The sequence below is a fragment of the Pseudomonas sp. CBZ-4 genome (assembly GCF_000346755.1).
Lineage (GTDB): Bacteria > Pseudomonadota > Gammaproteobacteria > Pseudomonadales > Pseudomonadaceae > Aquipseudomonas.
In genome coordinates, this window is record NZ_ANNV01000164.1 from 103,285 (window position 1) to 115,512 (window position 12,228).

Annotated in this window: 9 protein-coding genes; 3 read left to right on the plus strand and 6 right to left on the minus strand. The window is 59.7% G+C overall.

Annotated elements, in window-relative coordinates; translation table 11 throughout:
• Positions 1 to 203: 203 nt before the first annotated feature.
• Positions 204 to 1,829, plus strand: coding sequence for a methyl-accepting chemotaxis protein (locus tag B348_RS0124310; RefSeq protein WP_026137029.1), 1,626 nt, complete (start codon positions 204 to 206; stop codon positions 1,827 to 1,829).
• A gap of 124 nt (positions 1,830 to 1,953) precedes the next feature.
• Here B348_RS0124310 and B348_RS0124315 read toward each other — a convergent pair whose 3' ends face one another.
• From B348_RS0124315 to B348_RS0124340, 6 genes are all read right to left on the minus strand, one after another.
• Entirely contained in the window at positions 1,954 to 2,328 is a 375-nt protein-coding gene (locus B348_RS0124315; RefSeq protein ID WP_017738635.1) for a hypothetical protein, read from the minus strand.
• A 248-nt stretch (positions 2,329 to 2,576) separates the two neighbouring features.
• Complete coding sequence (locus B348_RS0124320) at positions 2,577 to 3,554, minus strand: D-glycerate dehydrogenase (protein WP_017738636.1); 978 nt, start codon at positions 3,552 to 3,554, stop codon at positions 2,577 to 2,579.
• Positions 3,551 to 4,843 carry an MFS transporter gene (locus B348_RS0124325; protein WP_017738637.1) on the minus strand — a complete coding sequence of 431 codons (1,293 nt, stop codon included), beginning with the start codon at positions 4,841 to 4,843 and terminating at the stop codon, positions 3,551 to 3,553. The genes B348_RS0124320 and B348_RS0124325 overlap by 4 nt, the downstream gene beginning before the upstream one ends.
• 45 nt (positions 4,844 to 4,888) lie before the next feature.
• Positions 4,889 to 5,830, minus strand: a complete 942-nt coding sequence (locus B348_RS0124330) for a sugar kinase (RefSeq protein WP_017738638.1) — start codon at positions 5,828 to 5,830, stop codon at positions 4,889 to 4,891.
• Positions 5,823 to 6,605, minus strand: a complete 783-nt coding sequence (locus tag B348_RS0124335; RefSeq protein WP_017738639.1) for a sugar phosphate isomerase/epimerase — start codon at positions 6,603 to 6,605, stop codon at positions 5,823 to 5,825. Before B348_RS0124335 ends, B348_RS0124330 begins: the two co-directional genes overlap by 8 nt.
• Positions 6,606 to 6,689: 84 nt before the next feature.
• Positions 6,690 to 7,751 (minus strand): LacI family DNA-binding transcriptional regulator, encoded by a 1,062-nt coding sequence (locus B348_RS0124340; RefSeq protein WP_026137030.1) that lies wholly within the window; start codon positions 7,749 to 7,751, stop codon positions 6,690 to 6,692.
• 245 nt (positions 7,752 to 7,996) lie between these two features.
• Here B348_RS0124340 and B348_RS0124345 point away from each other — a divergent pair, with 245 nt between their 5' ends.
• Together B348_RS0124345 and B348_RS0124350 are read left to right on the plus strand one after the other, a co-directional pair.
• Positions 7,997 to 9,973 carry a hypothetical protein gene (locus B348_RS0124345; RefSeq protein WP_026137031.1) on the plus strand — a complete coding sequence of 659 codons (1,977 nt, stop codon included), beginning with the start codon at positions 7,997 to 7,999 and terminating at the stop codon, positions 9,971 to 9,973.
• A gap of 165 nt (positions 9,974 to 10,138) precedes the next feature.
• Complete coding sequence (locus B348_RS0124350) at positions 10,139 to 12,205, plus strand: hypothetical protein (protein WP_017738642.1); 2,067 nt, start codon at positions 10,139 to 10,141, stop codon at positions 12,203 to 12,205.
• The last annotated feature ends 23 nt before the right edge of the window (positions 12,206 to 12,228 follow it).

A 12,228-nucleotide genomic window follows, 5' to 3' on the forward strand; every position in this document is an offset into this window, starting at 1 on the left:
TGCCAGAAACTGCCTAGCGTCAGAAGTGTAAAAAAATATTTATAAACACCCTGCATAAATCTGCCGAGCCTGCCGATACCTCGTATAGGCCCACATTCCAACCATAACAGTGGTGACCAAAGGTCCGTACGGCGCGTTGACGCTGGCTGATCGTTTCGCGGCAGGGACGCTCGCAAACACTACTTCTGAGAGCACCCCCCCCTATGTCACTTCGTCAGCTGAATATCGCCCCACGCGCGTTTCTCGGTTTCGCCTTCATTGCGTTGCTAGTGATTTTATTAGGGGTGTTTGCGGTCAACCGCATGACGCAGATACGCCAGTCTTCGGTGGACATGAGCGCCACGCAGCTACCCAGCGTCACGTCCCTGGGCATCATCACGGAAAACGTGCTGCGCCTGCGCATCCTGTCGTTTCGCGTGCTGGTCAACCGCGAGCCGGCCGCTTTGCAAGAAGCTGAAACCCGCATGAGCGCGCTGGGCGACAAGGTCAAGGCGGCCCAGGCCAGCTACGCGGCGCTGCCCGCCGGCCCCGAGGAAGCCGCGCTGTACAAAACCTTCGTCACCACCCTGGACAACTACTTCAAGGCCCAGGCCGAAATGCTGGTTTTGTCCAAGCAAGGCAAGGTCGAGGACGTGCGCCTGTTGATCAATACGCGGATCAAGGACGGCACTGACCTGATGGGCGAGCAGTTGAACAAACTGATCGCTATCAACGCGGCCGACGCCAAGGAGGCTGACGCTGAAGCCGAGCACAGTTATCAGGGCGCTATCACCGGGGTGATTGCCGTGTCGGTGGTTGCCGCCGTGCTCACGGTGTTGCTGGCCTGGCTGCTGACCCGCAGCATCGTCACGCCCTTGCGCAAAGCCGTGGAAGTGGCCGAAACCATCGCCAGTGGCAACCTGAGCAAAGTCATCGAAGACGATGGCAAGGACGAGCCGGCGCGCCTGCTCAGCGCCCTGGGCACCATGCAGGCCAACCTGCGCCAGACCATCCAGCACATCGCCGGCTCGGCCACCCAGCTGGCCTCTGCGGCAGAAGAACTGAGCGCGGTCACCGAAGAGGCGTCCAAAGGCCTGCAACAACAGAACAACGAAATCGACCAGGCCGCCACGGCGGTCAACGAGATGACGGCGGCGGTGGAAGAAGTGGCGCGCAATGCGGTGTCCACCTCCGAGGCCTCCAGCCAGTCCAACCAGGCGGCGCGTGAAGGCCGCGACCGTGTGGTGGAAACCGTCGGCGCGATCCAGACCATGACCCAGGATGTGCAAAACACCTCCGTGTTGATCGAAGGCCTGGCCACCCAAGGCCGTGATATCGGCAAGGTGCTCGACGTGATCCGCGCGATTGCCGAACAGACCAACCTGCTGGCGCTCAACGCCGCCATCGAAGCGGCGCGTGCCGGTGAGGCCGGGCGCGGTTTTGCGGTGGTGGCCGACGAAGTGCGGGCCCTGGCCCATCGCACGGCGCAGTCGACCCAGGAGATCGAGAAGATGGTCGCCGGTATCCAGAACGGCACCGGTGAGGCCGTGCAATCGATGCAGCAAAGCAATCAGCGCACGCAAACCACCCTGGAAATGGCCCGCGCCGCCGGTGTCGCGCTGGAGCAGATCACCCAGTCCATCAGCCTGATCAACGAGCGCAACCTGGTGATCGCCAGCGCTTCGGAAGAACAGGCCCAGGTGTCCCGCGAAGTGGACCGCAACCTGGTGAACATCCGCGACCTGGCGACCCAGTCGGCGGCGGGTGCCAACCAGACCAGCGCGGCGAGCCATGAGCTGTCGCGCCTGGCGGTGGATCTGAATGGGATGGTGGCCAGGTTCGTGATCTAACCGCCACTGCATAACCCTTGTGGGAGCTGGCTTGCCTGCGATAGCAACCTGTCAGTCAATGCATCATTGACTGAACCACCGCTATCGCAGGCAAGCCAGCTCCCACAGTTTTTACAGGGGTGTGTCAGTGCATCCGTGGGTTCAGGTGCAACCGCAGAAATTCGCCTTTCGAGTTCGGCGTGCAGATTTTGTAATAGATCAGGTGCACGGTGTCGGCGAACAGGTGCAATAGCGCTGCGGGAACCGGAATCACGGTCTCTTGGTCGGCGTGGGTGACGGTGACCACAATCAGCGGCTTTTCATCGGGGCCGCCGATGCACAGGCCAATGGTATCGCCGGGGGTTTGCCCTGCATAAACGGGGATGGTCACCGGCAAGGTGTTTTTATGCTGTCTGAGGTATTCATTGGTCACGCCAATCTGCGGAATACCCTCGGGAAGTATGACCTTGACCGGTGTTTCCAGCGTGGGTGCCTTTGCGGCCTTTTTTGAAGTGGGCATGTCATCTCGCTCCTGTTCAAAGGGATGTCAATGCCAATTGAAGCGAGGTTTACCAGGCCTCGCTACTGTCAGTTCTCACAGCTTGTCAGCTCTGCACAGTAGGTGTAGCGCCGCATAATCTTGTGGGAGCTGGCTTGTCGGGTCGCCGCACCGCTGCGATAGCAATCTGTCAGTCAGTACATCGCTGACTGAACCACCGCCATCGCAGGCAAGCCAGCTCCCACAGTTTTTCAGCAGTGTGTCAGTGGTTATTGCTTCCAGGCTGCGCCGTTCACCAGGTTTTTCGGCCTTTCCCCGGCCAACGCTTGCAGCAGGTTATCCACCGCACACTTGGCCATCGCCTCCCGCGTCTCATGCGTCGCCGAGCCGATATGCGGCGTTGCCACCACGTTGTTCAAGCGCAGCAACGGTGAGTCGTGACTCAGCGGCTCACGCTCGAACACATCCAGCCCCGCCGCACGAATCGTGCGTTGTTGCAGGGCTTCCACCAGCGCGGCTTCGTCGACCACCTTGCCCCGCGAGATGTTGATGAAGATCGTGTCCGGTCCCATCTGCGCGAACTCTTTGGTGCCGATGAGCTTTTCCGTTTCTGCCGTCAGCGGCAATGTCAGGCAGACAAAGTCCGCTTGTTGCAGCAAATCCGCGAGGCTGCGGTACTGTGCGCCAAAGCGCTGTTCCACCAGCGGCTTGGGCGAGTGGCTGTGGTAGATCACCGGCATGCCAAAGCCAAAATGCCCGCGCTGGGCCAGGGCTTCGCCGATGCGGCCCATGCCGATGATGCCCAGGGTCTTGCCGTGTACATCGCTGCCAAAGTGCGCGGGGCCGATGTTTTTGTTCCATTGGCCGGCGCGCACCATGTCGGCCAGTTCGACCACACGCCGGGCGGTGGCGAGGATCAATGCGAAGCCGGTGTCGGCGGTGGTTTCGGTGAGCACGTCGGGGGTGTTGCTGAGCAGGATGCCGCGTGCGGTCAGGTAGTCGAGGTCGTAGTTATCGACGCCTACCGATACGCTGGCCACCGCTTCCAGCTGCGGCGCAAGATCCAGCAGTTGTGCGTCCAGGCGCAGGCTGGCGCCGAGCAGGCCGTGGGCACCGGGCAGAGCGTCGCGCAGCTTGGCCAGGCCGCTGGCGTCCAGCGCTTCGATCAGCGTGACGTCGACCTGTTCATGCAGGCGGGCCATCAAGGGCGCGGAGAGTTTTTTGTACAACACGACAGACTTTTTCATGCGGTCTTGGCCTTCAATTCGAGGGTTTGCACCGGAGCGCGGTCGATGGCGCCGGGCTTGAGGAAAATCGTCAACACCACCGACAGCAGCAGTGCGCCGCTCATCAGCAGGTACGAGGCGCCGGGCGAGCCGGTGCTGCTATTGAGGTAACCCACCAGGTACGAACCGCCGAACGAGCCGAGGGCGCCCATGCTGTTGATCAGCGCCATGGCGCCCCCGGCAACGTTGGCCGGCAGGATCTCCGGGACAATGGCAAAAAATGGGCCGTAGGGCGCATACATGCAGGCCCCGGCGATCACCAGCAGGGTGTAGGACCACCAGAAGTGTTCGGCGCCGAGTGCGTAGGAACCGTAGAAGGCGATGGAGGCGATCAGCAGCGGCGGCCATACAAAACGTTTACGTTTTTGCAGCTTGTCCGAGCCCCACGACACCACCAGCATGCCAATCACCGCCGCCAGGTAGGGCAGCGCCGACAGCCAGCCGGCCTCGACCATGTCCATCTGCAAGCCTTGCTTGAGGATCGACGGCAGCCAGAGCACAAAGCCGTACACGCCAATGCTCCAGCAGAAGAATTGCAGGGCCAGGATGATCACTTTGGGTGAGCGGAATGCTTCAGCGTAGTTCTTCACCGCCTTGATCCCGACTTGCTCGGCGGCCAGCGCGGTTTCCAGGTCCTGTTTCTCAGTGGCGCTCAGCCACTTGGCATCCTTTGGACGCTCATCGGCCAGCTTCCACCAGATAAACGCCCACAGCACGGCCGGCAGACCTTCAATGATAAACATCCAGCGCCAGCTGAAATGCTGCACCAGGTAGCCCGACACCACCGACATCCACAGCATGGTCACCGGGTTGCCGAGGATCAGGAAGGTGTTGGCCCGCGAGCGTTCGGCACGGGTGAACCAGTGGCACAGGTACACCAGCATCGCCGGCATCACGGCGGCTTCGACCACGCCGAGCATGAAGCGAATGACGATCAGCATGTAGGCGTTGGACACCACGCCAGTCAGCGTGGCCAAGCCGCCCCAGAGGATCAGGCTGACAAAGATCAGCTTCTTCACGCTGCGCTTTTGCGCGTAGATCGCCCCCGGCACCTGGAAGAAAAAGTAACCGAGAAAAAACAGCGCCCCCAGCAACGACGACATGCCGGGGGTGATCATCAGGTCTTCGGCCATCCCGGAGGCGGCGGCGAAGCCGTAGTTGGCGCGGTCCAGGTAGGCCAGGCTGTAGGTGATAAATACGATGGGCATGATGTACCACCAACGGCGGGTGGCGAGTTTCACGGTTTCCATGGGGTTGCTCCTGAGCTTGTTGTAGTTGTGGCAACAGGTAGTGGGTTAGGCAACGGCTTGAACGGGTAACTCTGTGCGGGTAGGCAAACCTTCCATATCGCCGCGGCTTTGCACGGCGCGGCTGCCGATCCAGTTGCCGCGCTGCACGGCCGCGGGGAAGCTGAGGTTTTCCAGGAGGGCGCTGACCATGCCCACGGCAAAACCGTCGCCGGCGCCCACGGTGTCGACGACCTTGGCCACGGGCACGGCGGCGATAAAACCCTGGTCCATGTGCGTGCGGTAGTAAGCGCCGTCGGCACCGAGCTTGATCGCCACGGCTTCGGCGCCACGGTCGAGGTAGAACGCGGCGATATCCGCCGGGTCATCGAAGCCGGTGAGCAGGCGGCCTTCGCCCAGGCCCGGCAAGACCCAGTCGGCGAGGCTGGCGAGGGCGTTGATCTCGCGGATCATCTGCGCCTGGCTGGCCCACAGCGACGGGCGCAGGTTGGGGTCGAACGACACGCTGCGCCCGGCGCTGCGCATTTGTGTCATCAGTTCCACCGACAGCTCGCGGGTCGCCTCGGACAACGCCGGCGGAATCCCGGTGGCATGCAAGTGGCGAGCGTTGAGCAAGGTCGGACTGATCGCCGCAACCGACAGGTGACTGGCCGCCGAGCCCTTGCGGAAGTATTCCACCTGCGGGTCGGCACCGGCTTCTTCGCGGGACTTGAACTGGAAGCCGGTCGGATGCAGGGGATCAACGGCGACGTGCGTGCAATCCAGCCCTTCGTTTTGCAACGTATCCACCACAAAGCGCCCGAGTGAGTCATTGCCCACGCGGCTCAGCCACGCCACGTTGAAACCCAGGCGTGACAGGCCGATGGCGACATTGCTGTCGGCCCCGGCAATGCGCTTGTGGAACTGCGCGACCTGGGCCAGATCGCCCGTTTGCTCGGCGACAAACATCGCCATGGTTTCACCAAACGACAGAATATCGATCTCAGACATGGGCGTTCTCCGCACACGGTTGGCCAAGGTGGGCGAGGGCAGCGACCTGCTGCGCGGTGACCGCGATCAGGTCAGCGCCTTGCAGCGGGAATTCCACCGCCCGGGTAATCCCTTGAGTCATGTGCTTGAGCAATTGTTCCCACAGGTGCAGGTCGGTGGCGCCGGGCGGTTGGGCCACGAGTTTGCCGTCGGCGCGGCGGGCCACCGCCTTGCAGTGCAGGTAATCCACATGCCGGCCGAGCAGGCGCGCGGCGGTGAGGGCGGATTGGTCCTGCCACTGCCAGTTGCCGATGTCGAAGGTCATCTTCACCGGCAGGCCCAGGCGTTCGACTTCGGTAAAGAAACGCTGCATCGGCTCGATGCGCCCGCCGTGCAGGGTCTGGTCATTTTCCACCAGCAACCGGACCGGGTGGCGGTTGAGCAGGGCGTGCAGGCTGTCGAGGTCGTTGGTGTCGGTGAAGTAGCCGAGGGAGACTTTCAGCCAGCGCGCGCCGAACGCCTGGGCGCGGTCGAGGGTGGCAGCGAGTTCGCCGCTGGGCTGGGCGCGGCCGGCGACCCACAGTTCCAGAGGCGAAGAGAAGACCGATTGCAAGTCATGCTGCGCGGCGGCCTGGGCCAGTTCGGCGGGCTGTTCGTGGGTGAGCAGCTCTTCACGCCATTCGATGCGCTGGGCACCGGCAGCGGCGAGCAGTTCGACAAAACTCAATTGGCCTTGCTGGCGGACCAGGTCGGCGCCGTAGCTGGAAAGGCTGATGGAGACGGGGTATTTATGCATTGTTGTTTACCTCTGAAACCGGTTTCATTTTTAAGCGAAAATCAAATGGTGGGAGCTGGCTTGCCTGCGATAGCGGTGGGTCAGTCAATCCATGCTTGGCTGACCCACCGCTATCGCAGGCAAGCCAGCTCCCACAACGGATTGTGTTGAGCCTCGGATGATGAGTTCGGGCAGGAAATCCAGGGTGCGCGTCGGTTCGGTATCGCCGCGCAGGCGCTTGAGCAGGCACTCGAATGCGCTGGCGCCGATGGCTTCGGTGGGTTGGGCGAGGGCGGTAATGCCATTCCCTACCAGCGGGTACCAGTCCAGGTCATCCAGGGCGATCAGGCCGACATCGTCGAACAAGTTGCAGCCCAGGTTCTTGAGCGCGCGGGTGCAGGCCAGCGCGGCGACGCCGTTGGCGCAGAACAGCGCCTTGGGGCCGGGTTTGACGAGGAAGGTTTGCAGGTGCTGTTCCAGTTCGCCGTCCAGTTCCACTACCGCACCGGTCAGCTGCGGGCGGCCCGCAATCTCAGCCTTGAAGCTGTCCAAGCGCTCCAACCGCGAACTGGTGCCATCGGTGGCTTCGCTCACCAGCAGCACGTCGCGATAACCCTGTTGCTCAAGATGCTCAACGGCCATGCGCACCGCCGCCGGGTTGTCCAAGCCCACCAGGTCGCTGTGCAGTGTCTCGACCTTGCGGTCCACCAGCACCAGGGGCATTTCCCGTTGCAGTTCCAGCAGTTGGTCGAGGTGATGGCCGAGGGTGTTCACGATCAGCCCTTCGATGTTGTACGAACGCAGCGCAGCGAGGTGCTGGCGCTCCTGTTCGTCATCGCGGTCGGTGTTGCACACCACCAGGCTGTAGCCGTGCTGGCGGCAGGCGGTTTCGACGCCGTGCATCACGGCAATGGAATAGGGGTTGCGGATATCGGCGACGAGCATGCCGATCAGGCGTGTGCGCCCACGTTTCAGGCCACGAGCCATTTGGTTGGGGCGGTAGCCAAGTTGCTCGATGGCTTGCTCGATGCGCAGGGCGATGGCGTCGGAGAGCAGGGCGCGGTCGTCGCCGATAAAACGCGAGACGCTGGCTTTCGACACGCCGGCTCGCTCTGCCACATCAAGCATGGTTACGCGGCTACGCTGGGCGGCGGAAAATGAAGTCATGGCAGAGCCTTTCTTATTGTATGCGCTGGGATTGCGCTGAAACCGGTTTCAGAAGACATCAGCTACACGCAATCGTCAAGTTAATCTTCGGTTTTTTATAGTCGCAGTTATCCCGCCAAGCCGACGAACGGGTCGTTAGCCTGTTAGTTCTGACAGTAGTCGAGTCGACTGGTTTGGCATTTACTTTCCTCATAGGCGAATAGCTGCCAGGCGTTTACGACCGGCCACGCATCAGGAGAAAGAAAATGTCTGTATCCACACCTGCTCAGCCTCAACTAACACACAGTGGAACGGTCCTGGCACTTGGGCCGATGGAAATCCCGGGTGTTGATCCTCTCGACCCCGAAGGTTTGGTGCCCGTCCACCTGTTGCTGGCGGACTTGTTGGTGAGGGTGCCCATGTGGCTACCTGCGCCGGAGCCTGCAGACACCCCCCACAGACTGTACCTCATCTGGCTGCGGGACGGTATCGAAAGGCAGGCCGATTTTGAACTCGTCAATGCGCCCCCCCCTCCGTTACCGCCCTTTATTGAAGTGCATGTGCCGTTGCTGATGCTGAGAGAGCGTTCAGGCACCGTGGATTTGTTTTATCGAGTGGTCGATTCGGAAGGGCAGATGAGTGAGCTTGACCCGAAGCTCACCTTGACCATCGATATGGAAGGGCCGGAACTGCTTCGACCAGATGATCAACTGAGCTTCGTGACGCCACCTGTTACAGGTATCGATGAGCCCTATCTCGCGAGCAATGACCCGGTAAGGTTCAACGTGCCGCCTTATCTGAGGCGAAGTGGCGAAGACCGTGTTGAAATGTTCCTATCCAATAGTCCAAACCCGCCAGCGGACGGGCCTGATGGCGTTCACATACTTGAAAATATTTCAGACCCGCTGGTGGTTGAGCTGGCAGCTGACGCGTTTCGTAGGCTGAACAATGGGCCAGCTTTTATCTTTTATCGGGTGTTCGATAGGGCCGGTAACTTTAGTACACGCAGTGCCGGTTTGCCGTTTGTGTTGAACCTGATCGCGAGTCCGGGAGTACCGCTTGCAGCGCCTCGTATCCGGCCACCTGCCTACGATGACAACCTCATCAAGCGTGATGATGCGAGGGCAGGGGTTGTGGTGCTGATTGATCCTTACCTGAACTGGGCCTCAAATGATCGCGCCAGGGTGTTCTGGGATGATCGGCCGGTCGCCGATGTACCGGTGCTCAATGGCGTGGTGACCGAGGTGCTGATCCCCTGGTTAACCATGCGTGGCCCGTTGGCAGATCTGGTAGCGGAGGAGGTGCGAGTTCGTTACGAGATCATTCGTGGCCTCTCGACCTTTCCTTCATTTACACGACGTATCCAGCAGGATTTCACGGTTGCCGGGCAGGATCATGCGGGAGCGCCCGCGCTGCTCAACCCCGACCTCCCGTTGGCTGAAGTGCGCGGCTTGGTGTTAAACGAACCCAATGTAGTCGATCATCGGGACCAAGACGTGGGGGCCCGTGCCCGTGTGTTTCTTTATGACGATCCACAGCCAGGGCAAGTGCTGCGGTTCTTTTGGAATGATATCGGCCCCGTTGCAACCAAAACGGTGCAGCCGGGGGAAGTGGGGGGCCAATTAGTATTTTCCAGCGTTATTCCTTGGGCGGTCGTGGAGGGCATCATCAACCCCGCGTTGCGCGTGTATTACACCACCGATAATGGCGTTAACCAGCAGCAGTCGGCAAACACCCTGGTCAATGTCAATACGGGCGCTGTGGCCAGTTTTCCTGCACCAGTTATTCGTCACACGCTTATCGGGGGGACAGGGACCTTCCTCACCTGCTGTTCCTCCCCGGAAATTTTTTTCGGCGTCACTTGGGAAGTGGTACCTCACACAGATTTTGCACTGAACGATGAAATCCGGTTTTTTACCCACGGCTATAACAATAACGGTTGGAATGATCCGGTTGTGGAGGAAAGCCGGTTCGCCGAGCGTCAGTCTTTTAGCACCCCTATGGACTTGGCGAATGGGCTGAAATTTATCGTCTCCCCGTACGACCCTGTGGTGTATTCGTTGCGCCTTAGAGGCACTGCACAAGCCTGGTATGAGGTGTGGCGCGGCCCATCGAAGATTGGTCAATCGGTCATTCGACGGTTCAGGGTTGATTTGGCTTACCCCTCCGGTGGTTTTTGCCAGGCGGGCGATGTCATCAACTGTTCGAGTGACGGTGTGCCGATGCTGATGGGACATAAGTAATAACGTGACGATGAAGTGCTTGGGATAAAGCGACTTTACGAGATCTGAAATCGGGAAGTGCCGTTTTTAGTCGGGTAAACAGTTGTAAAAAATGATCTGGGCTAATCGAATAGTATTATTGCTGTTGTTCGTCATTCCAGATAGGTCACTCAATGGAGATTAATGATGAACAAAAAAACGCGAGACTATTTTGCCAAACTCAATGCGGCAAAAAATCCGCCGCCGGCGGTGTTGGCGGAATTGGAGGCGCCGGAGTTTGATTTTGTTCCAGGTTTTCCGGGTTTGATTTACCGGGAGCAGGCCTTGGCCGAAAATATGGAGCTGCGTTTGCCGCGCTGGGAAGACTTCAGCACCGATCCTAGCAACCCTGATACTGCACGTGTGTATATAAAACCTGCGGATGATGCTGAATACGGTGACCCGTTCATCACGTTCCAATTTAGTTTTGATGCGACGCTTCCCCAAGCCTTTGCCACCACGAATATCGTCCGAGGCAGGCGGCCCCCGGGCTTCTGGGACATAAAGTACGAGGTGTTTATCGTCCGTATTCCGAACTTGAGTGAGTCGGATCCGACGCGGCTGATTGTCGATACCGAAGCGCCTTATGCATCTTCTCCGAGTAACCCTCCCGCGGCCATTCTACCGGCCGGTGTGACACTGCCGATTGACTTGGCTGACTTCCCGGCCCCGCCCAATGATCGACTGTTTTTCTCGATTCCTGACTATGTTGCCCATGGGCGCGCACCAGGGGACACCCTGAGGCTGTATTACAATGGTTCTGATACTCCTTATGCACCTAATCCACCCTCTACCGATGTGGATTGGCCGGTTACAGATTTGAGGTTCCCATTGCCAAAAAGCGTCGTAGAGGCGGGGCCGGACGGCTTCAATACTCTCCGGTATGAACTGCTGGATGCAGCACGTAACGTGAGTCGGCTCTCCTCAACGCTCTCGTTCGACGTGGCATTGATGCCGGGCCCACGAAACCTCAAAGCGCCATTGATCAACAGGGCGTTTCCGGGTGACGGCCTGTTTGACCGGGTCGACGCGTCCATTGACTTCGGGATGATTGTGCGGATCCCGGCCTATGATGATTTTCAGCGGGGCGATGACGGGGATTACTTTGATATCACGCTTTCGACGAGTGTCGGTACTGAAACCATCAAGAGCACCCCACTAGGAAGCACCAGCTTTCCAGTCCCTATTCCGGTTCCCTTCCATACATTGGTCAGCCTCTATGGTGCCTCGACGGGGGACCTGCCGTTGACGGTTACGTACGTCATCAAACGTCGATCCGTTACGTATCCGCCTGCGCCGCCGACGCTGATCAATTTGAATCTGAAAGTGGTCGGCCCCGACCCAACGGACCCACCTGACCTGGTGAACACCGATCTGTACCCCGTCGTGATCAAAGGGGTGGATGCGAGCGGGGTCGAGGGTGATGACAATGAGTTATTGCCAATCCACGCCAACCGGCCAGCGAATGCCCATATCACGCTATGGGACGCAACGCCGACCCCTGACGCCGAAGATTTTGTCATCCGACTTTTCTACGAGGGGGAACTGGCAGCCACGCGTACCATTACGGGGGGAATGGCCGGCCAGCCTGTCGTGCCAGCGCTGCAGATTCAATGGGCACTGATTGCCAAGCATGGTAATGCGCCGCCTCTGAAGCAGGTGTATTACACCATCAGCGCGGCAACCGGCACGAATCGGCAGGAGTCCGTTTTCACACTGGTGGATGTACAGGCCAATGTTCAGTCTCTCGCGCAGCCAGAGGTGCGCAACCTTGAGCTGGCTGGCGGTCCACCGGGCATCATCCTCTGCTCTACGGTGAGGCCGTTGAATACGGACGGTAACATCAGGGTGTATATCCCGCCATCGAGCTTGTTCGAGCCGTTTATGGTGGTCCGGGTGGACTGGAAAGGCTACAGCGACAACACCGGCACGACTGAAGTAACGGCAGCCGCCAGCTTCACGAATTCCCCTCCGCTGACAGCGTCCATGATTGCGCTGGGGTTTGAGGTGGACCTGGGACCGTTCTCCACCATCATGAAGGTTGTCCAGCCTAACTATGGAGTACGGTTGATGGGGTCGGCACGGATCAACTACACGATTCAATTGCCGACGGGGCCTTTGACATCCAGTGAAGCCTTCCACGTGATGCGTGCGATCAAAGCCGGTGTTTCTCCCACCTACTGCGATAACACGCCGGTACCTCCGGCACCCTGAGTTGTTTTGAAAAAACGGCCAAG

Bases quoted from the DNA above. Each gene is read 5' to 3' on its own strand.
- B348_RS0124310 (WP_026137029.1), top strand. From the start codon at position 204: ATGTCACTTCGTCAGCTGAATATCGCCCCACGCGCGTTTCTCGGTTTC.
- B348_RS0124350 (WP_017738642.1), top strand. From the start codon at position 10,139: ATGAACAAAAAAACGCGAGACTATTTTGCCAAACTCAATGCGGCAAAA.
- B348_RS0124315 (WP_017738635.1), bottom strand. From the start codon at position 2,328: ATGCCCACTTCAAAAAAGGCCGCAAAGGCACCCACGCTGGAAACACCG.
- B348_RS0124325 (WP_017738637.1), bottom strand. From the start codon at position 4,843: ATGGAAACCGTGAAACTCGCCACCCGCCGTTGGTGGTACATCATGCCC.
- B348_RS0124320 (WP_017738636.1), bottom strand. From the start codon at position 3,554: ATGAAAAAGTCTGTCGTGTTGTACAAAAAACTCTCCGCGCCCTTGATG.
- B348_RS0124345 (WP_026137031.1), top strand. From the start codon at position 7,997: ATGTCTGTATCCACACCTGCTCAGCCTCAACTAACACACAGTGGAACG.
- B348_RS0124335 (WP_017738639.1), bottom strand. From the start codon at position 6,605: ATGCATAAATACCCCGTCTCCATCAGCCTTTCCAGCTACGGCGCCGAC.
- B348_RS0124340 (WP_026137030.1), bottom strand. From the start codon at position 7,751: ATGACTTCATTTTCCGCCGCCCAGCGTAGCCGCGTAACCATGCTTGAT.
- B348_RS0124330 (WP_017738638.1), bottom strand. From the start codon at position 5,830: ATGTCTGAGATCGATATTCTGTCGTTTGGTGAAACCATGGCGATGTTT.